This window comes from Pseudomonas sp. FW305-E2, assembly GCF_058782925.1.
Genome location: NZ_JBYSYE010000032.1, coordinates 40409 through 55878, shown reverse-complemented (window position 1 = coordinate 55878; position 15470 = coordinate 40409). Strand labels below are relative to the sequence as shown.

Below are 15470 nucleotides of genomic sequence, written 5' to 3'. Positions count from 1 at the left end.
TTGTAATGGCCATGGGATCGAGTTTCGCCTGCGCGGCGCTCGATCTAAAGAACGATAAAAATCTCCAGCCTTACCCACGGTAACAACTGAACAGCTGAACTTCTAAGTTGCAGGAGAGAATTCTGAGAGATCTTATGAGAACTATGAATGCCATTGAAGCTAGACAGCTCTCGGTGAAGCAGGCAAAGGAAAACCCTGTCATCTCTCGCAGCTTTGCATAATCCATGAATGCTAGTCGCTTGAGGGTTTCGCCGTGGATGAGGTTTTTTCCCTGTTTGTAGAACAAGTTGGTGAGCCGTTTTTTCGACAGGAGGTTCCTCCCTCAAGTCTGGATCGATACAGAGGCATCTTGCCGAACAAATTGTTAGCGTATTGGAGTGAGCACGGTTGGTGCGGGTATGGTGACGGGATATTTTGGACTGTCAATCCCCAGGAATATGAAGGGGTAACTGCCTCGCTTATCGAAGGCACAATATTGGAGAGGCGAGATAGATACCACCTTATCGCTCGCGGCGCATTTGGTGACCTGTATCTCTTTGGAGAGCAAACGGGTTTCTCAGTAAAGATTTTGGCTCATATTTCACGATACAGGGGCAGTGAATATGAGTTGACGGCGGCGGATATGGACAGGGAAGTGCAAGGTTTCTTCCTTGGCAAAGAGAAGGCGTCTGTTGACTTTGATGGTATGTTCGAGCCCGCAAAGAAGAAATTGGGCATGCTAAAGCATGATGAAATGTATGGGTTCGTTCCAGCCTTGGCGTTCGGCGGGTCAAGCGACCTTGCTAACCTCGAGAAGGTTAAGGCAGTGGAACATCTAATACTGCTTTCTCAGATTGCCACCCTCGAACCCTACAGTTTCTCCGACTTCTAAAAAGCAATCCGCAAAAAGGGGCTGCCCTGCAGCCCCTCGCTCCTTCAGCTCCGCTCCCGCACCCAGAACAACGTAGCCCCGGCCACCGCCGCCGGCATCATCAGCACGTTCACCCCTGGAATCATCAGTGCCAGGTAGGTGATGCCGCCAAAGCCCAGGCTCTGCCAGCGCTTCTGCCGCAGCCAGGCGAGCATGTCCTGCCAGCTCATCTTGTTGTTGTCCGCCGGGTAGTCGATGTACTGGATGGCCATCATCCACACGCCGAAGATCAGCCATAGCGGCGCAGCCACCACGTTGACCACCGGGATCAGCGACAGGATGAACAGGCCGATGGCGCGTGGCAGGAAGTAGCCCAGCTTGCGCATTTCGCGGCTGAAGGTGCGCGGTACCATGGCTGCCAGCTCGCCCCAGCTGAAGGCTGGGAAGGTGTCTTCGCCACGCACTACCACCTCGACCTTTTCCGCCAGAAAACCGTTGAACGGCGCGGCAATGATGTTGGCCACCAAGGTGAAGGTGAAGAACACCATCAGCACCAGCAAGGCAACGAACAGCGGCCAGAGGATGTAGCTGAGGAAGCTCAGCCAGTCAGGCAGCGTGGGCATCAGGGCATCGAGCCACAGGCCGAACTGGTGGCCGGCGAAGTAGATCAGGCCACCGAACAGCAACAGGTTGACTGCCAGTGGCAGCAGCACGAACAACCGCAGGTTGGGGCTCAGCACCAGTTTCAGGCCTTCGCGCAGGTATTGGGGGCCAGAGAGGACAGGGGCTTGCATCTAGAGACTCCGCAGAGAAGGAAAACGCGCTGACCTTACCGAGTTTGCCGCGCCGACGAAAGGCACGCCGTGGGCGGGAAACGGGATGTAACAAAAGCGCCCGGGGCTTGTTTATCGATGAAATCGCAGCATAGGCGATGCCTATGAGGTGGATTGTCTAAGGATATTTCCTTAATCTTTGCGACCTCGCTACAGTGCGCTCAACTTTTCGCTTTGCGGGCCTGCGCGTTTTAGCCTTCCCCAAGTGCTGCGTGGGTCCTTTTTAATTTCTTGGCTGGCGCAGCCGGTACACCGATGCCGGCCCTGCGGCCCGCTCGACAGGAGTTCGACATGTCTGAAGTACGTCATTCGCGCGTCATCATTCTCGGTTCCGGCCCTGCCGGTTACAGCGCTGCGGTGTATGCCGCCCGTGCCAACCTCAAGCCGCTGCTGATCACCGGCATGCAGGCGGGTGGCCAGCTGACCACCACCACCGAAGTCGACAACTGGCCGGGCGACCCCCACGGACTGACCGGCCCGGCTCTGATGCAGCGTATGCAAGAGCACGCCGAGCGTTTTGAAACCGAAATCGTCTTCGACCACATCAACGCTGTCGACCTGGCCAACAAGCCGTTCACCCTGCAGGGTGACAGCGGCAAGTACACCTGTGATGCGCTGATCATCGCCACTGGCGCCAGCGCTCGCTACCTGGGCCTGCCGTCGGAAGAAACCTTCATGGGCAAGGGGGTTTCGGCCTGTGCCACCTGTGACGGTTTCTTCTACCGCAACAAGCCGGTCGCCGTGGTCGGTGGTGGTAACACTGCCGTGGAAGAGGCACTCTACCTGGCCAACATCGCCAGCAAAGTGACCCTGGTACACCGTCGCGAAACCTTCCGCGCCGAGAAGATCCTGGTCGACAAGCTGAACGCCCGTGTGGCCGAAGGCAAGATCGAGCTCAAGCTCAACGCCACCCTGGACGAAGTGCTGGGTGACAACATGGGTGTAACCGGTGCGCGCCTGAAAAACAACGACGGCAGCAGCGACGAAATCAAGGTCGACGGCGTGTTCATCGCCATTGGCCACACCCCGAACACTTCGCTATTCGAAGGCCAGCTGACCCTGAAAGACGGCTACCTGGTAGTCAATGGCGGTCGCGAAGGCAACGCCACCGCTACCAACGTCGAGGGTGTGTTTGCCGCTGGCGACGTGGCTGACCACGTTTACCGCCAGGCCATCACGTCGGCCGGTGCGGGCTGCATGGCGGCGCTGGATGTCGAGCGCTACCTGGACGGTTTGGCCAACGCCTCGTTCTGATCTGAGAAAAAGGGGGGCAAAGCGCCCCCAATAAAAAACCGGCCAAGCGCCGGTTTTTTATTGTCTGCTATCAGCTCACAGGCTCAGTCGCATCGACAGGTCCACCGCTTTCACATCCTTGGTCATGGCGCCAATCGAGATGTAGTCCACCCCTGTCTCGGCAATCACCCGCAGGGTCGTTTCGTTGACCCCGCCGCTGGCTTCAAGTTTGGCTTTGCCAGCGGTAATGCGCACGGCTTCGCGCATTTCTTCCAGGTTCAGCTCGTCGAGCATGATGATGTCCGCGCCAGCGGCCAGCGCCTGGCGCAGTTCGTCCAGGCTTTCGACCTCGATTTCCACCGGCTTGCCCGGCGCAATGCGGTGTGCTGCGGCCACCGCCTCGGCTACGCCGCCGCTGGCGGCGATGTGGTTTTCCTTGATCAGGAAGGCGTCGTACAGGCCTATGCGGTGATTGTCGCACCCACCGCAGGTCACTGCGTATTTTTGCGCCAGGCGAAGCCCCGGCAGGGTTTTGCGGGTATCCAGCAGGCGCACCTGAGTGCCGGCTACCAGGTCGGCGAGGAAGCGCGCACGGGTGGCGACCCCCGACAGCAGCTGCAGGAAGTTCAGTGCGCTGCGCTCCCCACTGAGCAGCGAACGGGCCGGGCCTTCCAGGTGGAACAACGGCTGATTGGCAGTGGCCTGCTCACCGTCGGCCACCTGCCAGTGCACTGCAACGCGCGGGTCGAGCTGGCGGAATACGGCATCGACCCAGGCGGTACCGGCGACCACGCAGTTTTCACGGGTGATGATGGTCGCCTTGGCCAGGCGCTCGGCCGGGATCAGTTGCGCGGTGATATCGCCACTGCCGATGTCCTCCAACAGCGCGCGGCGCACGTTGGCTTCAATTTCAGCGGTCAGGTCGGCAAGGCGTAGGTTCGGCATGGTCGGCTCCACAAGCTAGGTGCCCGCGATTATAGGGCAGGGGGCCGGTGTGTACAGCCGCCTTGGCGCTGACCTTTGGTCGGACGTCGTGAGTAATCGGAGCCGATCAGGGTCATTAGCCAGCCAGCGAAACGGCGCTGGTAGCTATGCGATTTTTTACCGATAATGGTGACTGGTATTTGGCGCCATGGCTTTGACGATTTTCCAGCCCTTTCGGGCAAGACACCCTGCAAGGAGTCCAGGATGCAAAAAGAAGGCAAGGTGGTGCCCTTGGCGGCAGCCATCGACCGAGGGGGGCGCACGCCTCATCCTTGCCTTCCGGTCGTGTTGCTGCAGGTGCGCGACAAGGCCGCGTTGCAGTTGCGTCAGGGCCTGCAGGACTTGTTCGACAATGCCGATGACATGCTCTTCGAAATGGCCGACAAGGCCTTTGACCGCAGTGACCAGAACCTGTACTTCGAGGCCATGCGTGACCTGCGCCTGAAGCGCAAGAGCATCGAGCGTGGTTTTCTGGATACGTTCCATGATGCTTTCCTCCGAGCCGGCCAGGTCGACTTGCTGGCAAACCTGGTCGAGCCGGGCAACCCGCGCAGCAAGGCTCAAATGGAGCGGGCCGCCGCCATCGAGGGCATGGTGGCGCGGGTGCTGTCACGCGATGGCATCGCCCTGCAGCAACTGGGTCTGCGCCTGCAGGCATTGCTCGACCGCCCCCTGTACGAGCAGCACAACCCATTGGGGCCAGCCGCGCTGTGTCGTTACTTTCTCGATGCCGGGCGTAATCTGGGCGTTGGCCTGCGGGTCAAGCTGGTGTTGCTGAAGCTGTTCGAGCGTTATGTACTGCGCGATGTCGATGTGATCTATGGCGAAGCCAACCAGTTGCTGGCCGCTGCCGGCGTGCTGCCCGAGCTGCAACCGGCGCCGCGCCGGCGTGCCGAAGACCGGCGCATGCGTGCGCGACCCGGGCCGGCGAACCTTGGCCAGGAGGAGGGGGCGGACGCCGCAGGGCAGGCGTTGTTTGCCTCGTTGCAGGCACTGCTGGCGCCGGTGCGCGGGCAGTTCGCTCCGCGCTTGCACGCGGTGGCTGCCGCCCAGCCGATCAGTACCGCCGACCTGCTCCGGCTACTGTCGCATTTGCAGCGCTATGTGCCCGCCACGTACGAGGCCGATGACTTCGAGCTCGGCCAGCAGCTTGAGCAACTGCTGTTGCGGGTGAGTGTGCGCAGCGGCACGCGTCGGCGCCTTCACGTGGCTGACGAAGACATGATCAACCTGGTTGGCCTGCTGTTCGCGTTCATCCACAACGACGACAACCTGCCGGCCAGCCTGCGGGCGCTGATTACCCGCCTTCATATTCCCCTGCTCAAGGTGGCACTACTGGACAAGGGGCTGTTCAGCCGGAGTAGCCACCCGGCGCGCCGTTTGCTCAACGAAATCGCCGGCGCCGCGATTGGCTGGGAGTGCGGCAGCGAGTGCCAGCGTGACAGCTTGCACATGCGGGTAGAGCGGATCGTCCAGCGCCTGCTCAATGATTTTGCCGACGATGCCAGCCTGTTCGCCGAGTTGCTCGACGACTTCCTGGCATTCAATCAGGACGAACGGCGACGTAACGAGTTGCTGGAGCAACGCACTCGCGACGCCGAAGAAGGCCGTGCCCGGGCAATGCAGGCCAGGCAGCAGGTGCAGCACGTGCTCAACCAGCGCCTGCGTGGCCGGGTACTGCCGCAGGTGGTGGTGCAAATGCTGGTGCAGGCCTGGAGCCAGGTACTGCTGCTGGCTTGGCTGAAACAGGGCGAGGCCTCACAGGCCTGGCACGACGCAGTGCAGACGATGGACATGCTGCTGGCCAGCATCACGCCGCCACATGAGCCACAAGCCTTGCTGCAGCAGGTGCCAGGCCTGCTCAAGGCGCTGCGCGATGGCCTGGCCAGCGTAGCCCTGGACGCGGTGGCGACTCGCGAGTTCTTCCTGCAACTGGAACAGTTGCACCTGCGGGCCTGCGCAGGTAATGAGGCGCTGCCGGGGGGCCAATCCTTGGGCGATGTGCGGGTGGCTGAAGAGATTGTGCTGACGATTGCCGAAGAGCCCGCCTGCGTGCCCCTGCACGCTGCCGACGGGCAGGCTGCAGCGCTGCGCCAGGCGCAACGCCTGCGCATCGGCACCTGGGTCGAGGTGCTCGACGAGGATGAACCACTGCGCTGCAAGCTAGTCGCGCGCATCGACAGCAGTGACAGGCTGGTGTTTGCCAACCGCACCGGCATGAAAGTGCGCGAGTGGAGCAGCGCCAGCCTGGCCCAGGCACTGCAGCGGCACGAAGTGCGCGTGCTGGATGACCGCCTGTTATTCGAACGGGCGCTGGAGGCGGTACTTGAGAGCTTGCGGCAAGGGCAGGCGCAATAGGTCGACGCATTACAATCATTCACATGCACACGGCGTGGGCCGCAGGGCATACTGTGGGCATGTTCACGGCGTTTTTCAGGATCTGCCCATGCAATTGGACCGTGCCACAGGCTGGTTCCACGGAATCGGAATCACCCACTGCCCCTCGCCGAACTTCAATGCGCGCCCCGAAGGCGAATCGATTTCCCTGCTGGTGATCCACAACATCAGCCTGCCCCCGGCCTGTTTCGGCACGGGCAAGGTGCAGCAATTCTTCCAGAACCGCCTGGCCCCTGATGAACACCCGTATTTTGCCAGCATCACCCACCTGACCGTGTCGGCGCACCTGTTCGTCGAGCGTGACGGCGCGGTGACGCAGTTCGTGTCGTTGCATGACCGTGCCTGGCATGCGGGTGTGTCGAGCTTTGACGGGCGCGAAGGCTGTAACGACTTTTCCATCGGCATCGAACTGGAAGGCACCGACGACCTGCCCTATACCGATGCCCAGTATGCGGTGCTGGAGCAACTCACCCGGCACATCCGCAGTGCCTGGCCGGCCATCGACCTGAACCGCATTCAGGGCCACAGCGACATTGCCCCGCAGCGCAAGACCGACCCCGGCCCGGCCTTCGACTGGCCGCGCTACCGCCAGGCGCTGCAGCACAATGAGGACAAGGCATGAGTTTTCTGGTGTTGTTGCTGGCGCTGTGGGTCGAGAAGTTTTCGGCCCTGCGCCATCAGGTGCAGCGCGACGGGTTCTTTCTTGGCGAACTGGTGCGTCTGGAACGCAACGGCAAGGTGCACCCATGGTGGACGTTGGCCATCCTGGTGTTGGCACCGGTAGCGCTGCTGGTGTTGCTACTGCATGTGCTGGAGCCGGTGGCCTATGGTTTGCTGGCGTTGCCGGTGCACCTGTTGGTGCTGATCTACAGCCTGGGCCGTGGCGATGCCAAGGCATCGTTGGGGGCGTTTCGTGATGCCTGGCGGCGGGGGGACGATCAGGCGGCGCTGCACGCGGCCGAGCGCGACCTGGGCCTGGTGGCCGATGAACCGCACAGCTTGCTGGTGCGGGTGCAGGGTAACTTGCTGTGGCAGGTGTACCAGGGCTTTTTTGCGGTGATCTTCTGGTATTTCGTACTGGGCCCTGGCGCTGCGCTGGCTTATCGATTGTTGGCGCTGTGTAGTGAGCACAGCAAGCAGCCGGCTTTGAAGGCGCGTGCCGAGCAGTTGCGGCACATCATGGACTGGTTGCCGGTGCGGGCGTTGGCATTGAGCTTTGCCCTGGTGGGCAACTTCCTCGCGGTGACACGGGTGATGCTGCACGAGGTGCTCAACTGGCACATCAGCGCCGGGCACCTGGTGGCTCGGGTGGGGCGGATTGCCGATGACATTCCCGAGGAAGAGGACAGCCAGCGCGGTTTGGGGCGGCTGGACAGCCTGTGGGAATTGCTGTTGCGCTGTGCAGTGCTGTGGTATGCCGGGTTCGCGCTGTGGACCGTGCTGGTCTGATTCGGGGCCAATCGCGGAATCCCGGTCCCCCGAGTGTTACCAGCCAAACAACGTGCAAGCATTGCGGGTGCTGGCCTGTGCCAGCTTCTCGACATCCAGCCCCATCACGTGCGCCAGCGCCGTGGCAATTTCCGGTAGATGCTCCGGGCTGTTGCGTACCCCCGGGTACATCGCCGGTGCCATGTCCGGTGCATCAGTCTCCAGCACCACACTGTCCAGTGGCAGCCGCGCCAGAGTCTTGCGCAGCCGCAGCGCCTGCGGCCAGGTACCCGCACCGCCCAACCCCAGCAGGAAGCCCAGCTTGATGTACTCGCGGGCCTCTTCGTAGCTGCCGGCAAACGCATGAATCACCCCCGCCCGCGCTGGCTTGTAGCGCTTGAGTGTGGCAATCACCTGGGCATGGCTGCGGCGCACGTGCAGCAGGGCCGGTAGTTCGAAGTCGCAAGCCATCTGCAGTTGCGCTTCGAACAGCGCCTGCTGGCGGGTCTTGTCAAGGTCTGCGAGGTAATAGTCCAGACCAAACTCACCTACGGCACATAGCCGCGGGTTGTCGCGCAGGCGCTCCAGCCACTCGCGCAGCTGCACCAGGTGCTCAGGGCGATACTGGTCGAGGTAGACCGGGTGCAGGCCAAGCGCGGCGAACAGGCGCGGCTCGGCGCAGGCCAGCTCCCACACGCGCTGGAAATTCGCCTGGCACACCCCCAGCACCACCATCCGCTCCAGCCCACGGGCCGCCGCGTTGGCCAGCAGGCGCGGACGGTCGGCGTCGAAGTCGGGGAAGTCCAGGTGGGTGTGGGTGTCGATCAGGCGCATGTTCAGGCCGCTGAGATGCGTTGCTTGAAGGTGCGGCCAACGGCGTGCACGCCGGGTTCATAGCGGTTTTCCTCGATGGCGGCCAGTGCCAGTTCAAGCGCAGTGGCGGCAATCTGGCCATGCTGCTGGGCCATGGCATTGACCGGCAGCGGCAGGAAGTCGAGCAACTGGTTGTCGCCAAAGGTACCCAGCTGCAGTTGGCGCGAGTCGACCGGGCGCGCCTGGAGGGTGTCGAACACGCCCTGCAACAGCACGTACGAAGTGGTCACCAGAGCATCCGGCAGGCCCCCCAGGTCGTCGATCAGTTGCTGCATCAGGCGTTGGCCGCACTCACGGCTGAACGCTTCGCCCTGATAGCGGCGCACTTCGCCGGTATAGCCTTGCAGGGCTTCGTCGAATCCGCCGGCACGCGCCTGGCTAACCGACAGCTCGGGGCGCGCGCCTATCAGGGCGATGCTGCGTGGGGCCGAGCTGAGCAGGCTGGCGGCCAACTGGCGGCTGGCATCGCGGTCGTCGCTGATCACCGAGCAGAAGTGTGCGGGGTCCAGGCGGCGGTCGATGGCAATCACTGGCAGGCCTTTGTCCTGCAGCTCGCGGTAGCTGTCATCTTCTGGGGGCAGGCAACTGGCAACGAACAGCGCATCGCATCGGCGCGCACGGAACAGTTGCTGCAGTTGGCGCTCGCTGTCTGGCTGGTCGTCGCTGCTGGCGATCAGCAGTTGGTAGCCGCGGGCGCGGGCGCCTTGCTCCAGTTGCTTGGCAATGCGGGCGTAGCTGGGGTTCTCCAGATCCGGGAGAATGAAGCCCAGGGTGCGGGTATGCCGGCTGCGCAGCCCAGCAGCCTGTGGGTTGGGGGTGAAGCCGTGGGCTTCGACCACCGCGCGTACCCGCTCGACAGTACTGTTACTGATGCGCTGCTGTTCAGCCTTGCCATTGATGACGTAGCTGGCAGTGGTCACGGACACACCGGCCAGACGGGCGATATCGCTGAGTTTCACCGAATTTTCCTTGTTATTTCCGGGGCTGCCTGTAAGGCCAGACCGGGTAGTTTGACCCGGTACAGGCATCACGCGCAGACGACCATTGTCGCAATTGTCCGACAGGATGGGGCTTTTTACTGGGCAGATTATCGAGTAACGTGGCCGTCTGGTCAGATTAAACGTTTCAGCTGCCGAATTTTCTGCCTCGGCTGCCACCTGCGCAAGGCTGCTGAACTGGCCCTTTATGTGAATTTCACAACAATACTCCAGTACCCGAACGGGAACTGCAAAAGGAGAAGGTCATGCTCGAGCTCGCCAATGAGCAGATAGCCATGGGCCAGAAGGCCGCCGACAAGGCCGAGGCATTGCGCCTTTTGGCGGATCGGCTGGTTGCGGACGGCCTGGTCGCCGACGGTTACCTGCAAGGGCTGCAGGCCCGGGAGGTACAAGGCTCCACGTTCCTTGGCCAGGGCATCGCCATTCCCCATGGTACGCCGCAAACACGTGACCTGGTGTATGCCACCGGCGTACGCCTGCTGCAGTTCCCCGAGGGAGTAGACTGGGGTGACGGGCAAATGGTCTACCTGGCCATTGGTATTGCCGCCCGCTCCGACGAACACCTGCGCCTGCTGCAGCTGTTGACCCGGGCGCTGGGCGAGACCGACCTGGCCGAAGCCTTGCGCCGGGCCAGCTCTGCCGAAGCGCTGCTCAAGCTGCTGCAGGGCGCGCCCCAGGCGCTGGCGCTGGATGCGCAGCTGGTCGGCCTGAACGTGCCGGCAGAAGACTTCGACGAACTGGCCTGGCGCGGTGCCCGCCTGCTGCAACGTGCCGACTGTGTCGACAGTGGCTTTGCCGCCGTGCTGCAGCAGGCCGAGCCGCTGCCGCTGGGAGAGGGCCTGTGGTGGCTGCACAGCGAGCGCCAGGTTCGTCAACCGGGCCTCGCCTTCATCACCCCGCAGCAGCCGCTGCGTTACCGCGACCAGCCGCTCAACGGTCTGTTCTGCCTGGCCAGCCTTGGGGCCGCTCACGAGGCCCTGCTCGAGCGTCTGTGCGAAGTGTTGATCGAAGGCCGCGGGCAGATGCTCTACCAGGCCACCAGCAGCCGTGCGGTACTGGAAGTGTTGGGCGGTGAAGCGCCGGCGGACTGGCCTAGCGCACGTGTCGTGCTGGCCAATCCACATGGCTTGCATGCGCGCCCGGCCAAGGTGCTTGCACAACTGGCCAAAGGCTTTGAAGGGGAAATCCGTGTGCGCCTGGTCGATAGCGCGCAGCCAGCCGTATCGGTGAAGAGCCTGAGCAAGCTGCTCAGCCTCGGCGCACGCCGTGGTCAGGCACTGGAACTGGTCGCCGAACCGAGCATCGCTGCCGATGCCTTGCCGGTGCTGCTGGCGGCTATCGAACAAGGCTTGGGTGAAGAGGTAGAACCGCTACCGCAGAGCGTCGCGCCCATTGCCGATGACGTACCCGAAGTACTGCAAGCACCAGCGGCCGGCAGCCGTATCCAGGGTGTGGGCGCCGCCCCCGGCATTGCCAGCGGCCCGGCGCATGTCTGTGTCGAGCGTGAGTTCGACTATCCCTTGCGGGGTGAATCGTGCGCCGTGGAGCGGCAGAAACTGCGCGAAGCCTTGGCTACCGTCAACGGCGAACTGCAGGCTTTGGTCCTGCGCAGCGACAAGGCCATTGGCGAAATTTTCGTCACCCACCAGGAAATGCTTGCCGACCCGGCCCTGACCGATGATGTCGAACAGCGCCTGGCCCAGGGCGAAAGCGCTGCGGCCGCGTGGATGGCCGTGATCGAAGCTGCGGCCCGTCAGCAAGAGGCGTTGCACGATGCGCTGCTCGCCGAGCGCGCCGCCGACCTGCGCGATATTGGCCGCCGCGTGCTGGCGCAGCTGTGTGGTGTGCAGGCGCAGACTGAACCCGAGCAACCCTATGTGCTGGTGATGACCGAAGTCGGTCCATCCGATGTCGCTCGCCTGGACCCCAACCGGGTTGCCGGCATTGTCACGGCCCAGGGCGGCGCCACGGCCCACAGTGCCATCGTCGCCCGGGCGTTGGGCATACCAGCAGTGGTCGGCGCGGGTGCATCGATACTGCTGTTGGAGAGTGGTACGGCGCTGCTGCTCGATGGCCAGCGTGGTATGGTCAGCGTCGCACCGCCAGCGGATGAGCTGCAGCGGGCGCTGGCCGAGCGTGACCTGCGCGAGCAACGCCTGCAGGCCGCTTGGGCCAACCGCTTCGAGCCGGCTATCACCCGTGATGGGCATGCCGTCGAGGTGTTTGCCAACATCGGCGATAGCAACGGCATCGCCAAGGTGGTGGAGCAGGGCGCCGAAGGTGTCGGCCTGCTGCGCACCGAACTGATTTTCATGGCCCACCCTCAAGCGCCGGATGTGGCTACCCAGGAAGCCGAGTACCGCCGCGTGCTCGATGGCCTCGATGGGCGCCCGCTGGTGGTGCGCACCCTGGATGTTGGCGGCGACAAACCGTTGCCTTACTGGCCGATCGCTGCCGAGGAAAATCCCTTCCTCGGCGTGCGCGGCGTGCGCTTGACCCTGCAGCGCCCGCAAGTGATGGAAGACCAGTTGCGCGCGTTGTTGCGGGCTGCCGACCAGCGCCCGTTGCGTATCATGTTCCCGATGGTTGGCCAGGTGCACGAGTGGCGTGAGGCTCGGGCCATGGTAGAGCGCCTGCGTGCAGAAATCCCGGTAGCCGACCTGCAACTGGGCATTATGGTCGAGGTACCTTCAGCGGCCCTGCTGGCAGCGCAATTGGCGCGCGAGGTGGACTTCTTCAGCATCGGCACCAACGACCTGACTCAATACACCTTGGCCATCGACCGTGGCCATCCCAGCCTGTCGGCACAGGCCGATGGCCTGCACCCGGCGGTATTGAGCCTGATCGACATGACCGTGCGCGCCGCCCATGCCCACGGCAAGTGGGTGGGCGTGTGTGGCGAGCTGGCGGCCGACCCGCAGGCGGTGGCCGTGCTGCTGGGGCTGGACGTGGACGAACTCAGCGTCTCCGCGCGCAGCATCGCCGAAGTCAAGGCACTGGTTCGCCAGGCCGATCATCAGACAGCCCGCGCCCTGGCGCGCGAGGCCCTGCAACAGGACAGCGCCGCAGCAGTTCGCGCGCTGGTGGAGCGTTACTGAATGGCCAAGATCCTCACTCTCACCCTGAACCCTGCGCTGGATATCACCATCGGCCTGGACACTCTGCGCCCAGGGCAGGTCAACCGTAGCCAGGCGCAGCACAGTCACGCCGCGGGCAAGGGGCTGAACGTTGCCCAGGTACTGGCCGACCTGGGGCACAGCGTAACCGTGGGCGGTTTCCTGGGGGCCGACAATCTGCAGCCCTTCGAGGCGCTGATCGACGGCCGCGGTTTTATCGACTGCTTTGTCCGTGTGCCGGGCGAAACCCGCAGCAATATCAAACTGGTCGAGGCCGATGGCCGCGTGACCGACATCAACGGGCAGGGCCCGGAGGTCGACGAGGCGGCACGCAGTGCCTTGCTGCACAGGCTGGAACAGATTGCCCCCGGTCACGATGCCGTGGTGGTGGCCGGTAGCCTGCCGCGTGGAATCAGTGCCGACTGGTTCCGCCAGTTGCTCGAACGGTTGAAGGCCCAAGGCCTCAAGGTAGTCCTGGACAGCAGTGGTGAAGCCCTGCGTGTCGGCTTGCAAAGCGCGCCCTGGCTGGTCAAGCCCAATACCGAAGAACTGGGCGAAGTGCTGGGCCTGGCTGTGGATAACCTGGCGCAACAGCGCGCCGCCGCCAAGCGCCTGCTGGACAGTGGCGTTGAACACGTGGTGGTGTCTGCGGGCGAGCAGGGCGTCACTTGGTTCAGTCGCGATCTGGCCCTGCAGGCCCGCCCACCCAAGGTGCGGGTGGCCAGCACGGTGGGGGCGGGGGATTCGCTCGTGGCCGGCATGGTCCACGGCCTGCTGCTGGCCGAGGCGCCTGCACAGACGCTGACCCGGGCCACTGCCATCGCCGCCCAGGCCGTTACCCAGGTTGGCTTCGGCATCCATGACCGCGAGCACCTGGCGCAGTTGGAAGCGGCCGTGCAACTGACAGAACAACAAGAGGGTTGCCGATGAACATTGCCATAGTCACCGCCTGCCCCAACGGCCAGGTATCGAGTGTACTGAGCGCACGCTTGCTGTCCGCCGCTGCCCAGCGGCGCGGCTGGAGCACCAGCGTCGAAGTACAGAATACTGAACACCCCGAGCGGCAACTGAGCGCCGCACAGATCGCCGAGGCTGACTGGGTGCTTGTGGTCAGCACCGGGCCGGTGGACCTGGCCCGCTTCGTCGGCAAGCGCCTGTACCAAAGCACGCCGTCCCAGGCGCTGGCTGATCGCGAAGGCTTTCTCGACGAAGCGGCAGCCAACGCTGAACTGCTGGCCGCTGTGACAGGCACCCCCGCCGCAGTTGGCAGTGCTGGCGCTCGCATCGTTGCCGTCACTGCATGCCCGACCGGCGTAGCCCATACCTTCATGGCCGCAGAAGCCTTGCAGCAAGCCGCACAGCAACTGGGCTACCAGTTGACCGTCGAGACCCAGGGCTCGGTCGGTGCGCGCAACCCCTTGTCCGCTGACGCCATCGCTGCGGCCGATGTGGTGCTGCTGGCCGCCGACATTGAAGTACCCACTGCACGTTTCGCCGGTAAACGTATTTACCGTTGTGGTACCGGCATTGCCCTCAAGCAGGCCCGCGCTACCCTGGACAAAGCCTTGGCGCAGGCCACGGTGGAAAACGCTGCCGACGCTGCAGCGGCGGCCACGCCGGCCAAGGGCGAGAAAACCGGCGTGTACAAGCACTTGCTGACCGGTGTGTCGTTCATGCTGCCGATGGTGGTGGCCGGCGGTCTGCTGATTGCCCTGTCGTTCGTGTTCGGTATCGAGGCCTACAAAGAGGCGGGCACCTTGCCGGCGGCGTTGATGCAGATTGGCGGTGAAGCCGCCTTCAAACTGATGGTTCCGCTACTGGCAGGCTATATCGCCTGGTCCATCGCCGACCGCCCCGGGCTGGCCCCGGGCATGATCGGCGGCCTGTTGGCCAGCACCTTGGGGGCCGGCTTTATCGGTGGCATCGTCGCCGGTTTCCTCGCCGGTTACAGCGCCAAGGCCATTGCCCGATGGGCGCGCTTGCCCAGCAGCCTGGAGGCGCTCAAGCCGATCCTTATCATTCCATTGCTGGCCAGTCTGTTCACCGGCCTGGTGATGATTTACGTGGTCGGCCAGCCGGTAGCGGCGATGCTCGAAGGCCTGACGCACTTCCTCGACAGCATGGGCACCACCAATGCCATCCTGCTGGGGCTGTTGCTGGGCGGCATGATGTGCGTCGACCTTGGCGGGCCGATCAACAAGGCCGCCTATGCGTTCTCGGTGGGGCTGTTGGCCTCATCGAGCTACGCGCCAATGGCGGCGACCATGGCCGCCGGCATGGTGCCGCCGATTGGCTTGGGTATCGCCACCTTCCTGGCCCGGCGCAAGTTTGCTCAGAGCGAGCGCGAGGCGGGCAAGGCGGCGCTGGCGCTGGGGCTGTGCTTCATCTCCGAGGGGGCGATTCCGTTTGCCGCCAAGGACCCGTTGCGGGTGATTCCGGCCAGTATCGCCGGTGGTGCGTTGACCGGGGCATTGTCGATGTATTTTGGCTGCAAGCTGATGGCGCCGCATGGCGGCTTGTTCGTGTTGTTGATCCCCAACGCGATCAACCATGCGTTGCTGTATTTGCTGGCGATTGTGGCGGGTAGCCTGGTGACAGCGGTGGTGTATGCGGTTATCAAGAAGAGCGAGGGTGTGGAGTTGGCCGTGGCGCCTGCTAAAAGTGTCTGAGCAGACCTCGTTCTGTGGGAGCGGCCTTGTGTCGCGAAAGGGCCGCGAAGCGGCCCCGGCATTATTTGCATCGACACTGAGATCCCGGG

The 15470-nt window shown here is 63.4% G+C and carries 12 protein-coding genes; 8 read left to right on the top strand and 4 right to left on the bottom strand.

The window, feature by feature from the left end:
• The first annotated feature begins 253 nt into the window (after positions 1–253).
• Complete coding sequence (locus tag AC3WLP_RS20455) at positions 254–871, top strand: GAD-like domain-containing protein (protein ID WP_014755353.1); 618 nt, start codon at positions 254–256, stop codon at positions 869–871.
• A 44-nt stretch (positions 872–915) separates the two neighbouring features.
• Here the strand turns inward: AC3WLP_RS20455 and cysZ are convergent, their stop codons facing one another.
• Entirely contained in the window at positions 916–1644 is a 729-nt protein-coding gene (gene cysZ / locus AC3WLP_RS20450; protein ID WP_004575866.1) for a sulfate transporter CysZ, read from the bottom strand.
• Positions 1645–1974: 330 nt separating this feature from the next.
• Between cysZ and trxB the strand changes: the two genes are divergently transcribed.
• Positions 1975–2937 (top strand): thioredoxin-disulfide reductase, encoded by a 963-nt coding sequence (gene trxB / locus AC3WLP_RS20445; protein ID WP_003247318.1) that lies wholly within the window; start codon positions 1975–1977, stop codon positions 2935–2937.
• Positions 2938–3012: 75 nt separating this feature from the next.
• Here the strand turns inward: trxB and nadC are convergent, their stop codons facing one another.
• Positions 3013–3861 carry a carboxylating nicotinate-nucleotide diphosphorylase gene (nadC, locus tag AC3WLP_RS20440; protein WP_012051209.1) on the bottom strand — a complete coding sequence of 283 codons (849 nt, stop codon included), beginning with the start codon at positions 3859–3861 and terminating at the stop codon, positions 3013–3015.
• Between the two features lie 243 nt (positions 3862–4104).
• Here nadC and AC3WLP_RS20435 point away from each other — a divergent pair, with 243 nt between their 5' ends.
• From AC3WLP_RS20435 to ampE, 3 genes are all read left to right on the top strand, one after another.
• Entirely contained in the window at positions 4105–6258 is a 2154-nt protein-coding gene (locus AC3WLP_RS20435) for a DUF1631 domain-containing protein (RefSeq protein ID WP_088513043.1), read from the top strand.
• Between the two features lie 88 nt (positions 6259–6346).
• Positions 6347–6919, top strand: coding sequence for a 1,6-anhydro-N-acetylmuramyl-L-alanine amidase AmpD (ampD, locus tag AC3WLP_RS20430; RefSeq protein ID WP_012051211.1), 573 nt, complete (start codon positions 6347–6349; stop codon positions 6917–6919).
• Entirely contained in the window at positions 6916–7746 is an 831-nt protein-coding gene (gene ampE, locus AC3WLP_RS20425) for a regulatory signaling modulator protein AmpE (RefSeq protein ID WP_014589705.1), read from the top strand. Before ampD ends, ampE begins: the two co-directional genes overlap by 4 nt.
• A gap of 36 nt (positions 7747–7782) precedes the next feature.
• On the opposite strand, the gene AC3WLP_RS20420 is transcribed toward ampE, so the two are convergent.
• Both AC3WLP_RS20420 and cra read right to left on the bottom strand, forming a co-directional pair.
• On the bottom strand, positions 7783–8559 hold the full coding sequence (locus tag AC3WLP_RS20420; RefSeq protein WP_088513042.1) for a TatD family hydrolase: 777 nt from the start codon (positions 8557–8559) through the stop codon (positions 7783–7785).
• Between the two features lie 2 nt (positions 8560–8561).
• Complete coding sequence (gene cra / locus AC3WLP_RS20415; RefSeq protein WP_017148101.1) at positions 8562–9557, bottom strand: catabolite repressor/activator; 996 nt, start codon at positions 9555–9557, stop codon at positions 8562–8564.
• Between the two features lie 284 nt (positions 9558–9841).
• Here cra and ptsP point away from each other — a divergent pair, with 284 nt between their 5' ends.
• Genes ptsP through AC3WLP_RS20400 form a run of 3 tightly spaced genes read left to right on the top strand, consistent with a single transcriptional unit; the run spans position 9842 to position 15381 of the window.
• Positions 9842–12694, top strand: a complete 2853-nt coding sequence (gene ptsP / locus AC3WLP_RS20410) for a phosphoenolpyruvate--protein phosphotransferase (protein ID WP_088513041.1) — start codon at positions 9842–9844, stop codon at positions 12692–12694.
• A complete protein-coding gene (pfkB, locus tag AC3WLP_RS20405; protein ID WP_088513040.1) occupies positions 12695–13642 on the top strand; it encodes a 1-phosphofructokinase in 948 nt (315 codons plus the stop codon).
• Positions 13639–15381, top strand: a complete 1743-nt coding sequence (locus tag AC3WLP_RS20400) for a PTS fructose-like transporter subunit IIB (RefSeq protein ID WP_088513039.1) — start codon at positions 13639–13641, stop codon at positions 15379–15381. Before pfkB ends, AC3WLP_RS20400 begins: the two co-directional genes overlap by 4 nt.
• The last annotated feature ends 89 nt before the right edge of the window (positions 15382–15470 follow it).

Excerpts from the sequence above, each read along its gene's own strand:
- pfkB (WP_088513040.1), top strand. The coding sequence starts at position 12,695 with ATGGCCAAGATCCTCACTCTCACCCTGAACCCTGCGCTGGATATCACC.
- ptsP (WP_088513041.1), top strand. The coding sequence starts at position 9,842 with ATGCTCGAGCTCGCCAATGAGCAGATAGCCATGGGCCAGAAGGCCGCC.
- ampE (WP_014589705.1), top strand. The coding sequence starts at position 6,916 with ATGAGTTTTCTGGTGTTGTTGCTGGCGCTGTGGGTCGAGAAGTTTTCG.
- AC3WLP_RS20420 (WP_088513042.1), bottom strand. The coding sequence starts at position 8,559 with ATGCGCCTGATCGACACCCACACCCACCTGGACTTCCCCGACTTCGAC.
- cysZ (WP_004575866.1), bottom strand. The coding sequence starts at position 1,644 with ATGCAAGCCCCTGTCCTCTCTGGCCCCCAATACCTGCGCGAAGGCCTG.
- AC3WLP_RS20400 (WP_088513039.1), top strand. The coding sequence starts at position 13,639 with ATGAACATTGCCATAGTCACCGCCTGCCCCAACGGCCAGGTATCGAGT.
- AC3WLP_RS20435 (WP_088513043.1), top strand. The coding sequence starts at position 4,105 with ATGCAAAAAGAAGGCAAGGTGGTGCCCTTGGCGGCAGCCATCGACCGA.
- trxB (WP_003247318.1), top strand. The coding sequence starts at position 1,975 with ATGTCTGAAGTACGTCATTCGCGCGTCATCATTCTCGGTTCCGGCCCT.
- nadC (WP_012051209.1), bottom strand. The coding sequence starts at position 3,861 with ATGCCGAACCTACGCCTTGCCGACCTGACCGCTGAAATTGAAGCCAAC.
- ampD (WP_012051211.1), top strand. The coding sequence starts at position 6,347 with ATGCAATTGGACCGTGCCACAGGCTGGTTCCACGGAATCGGAATCACC.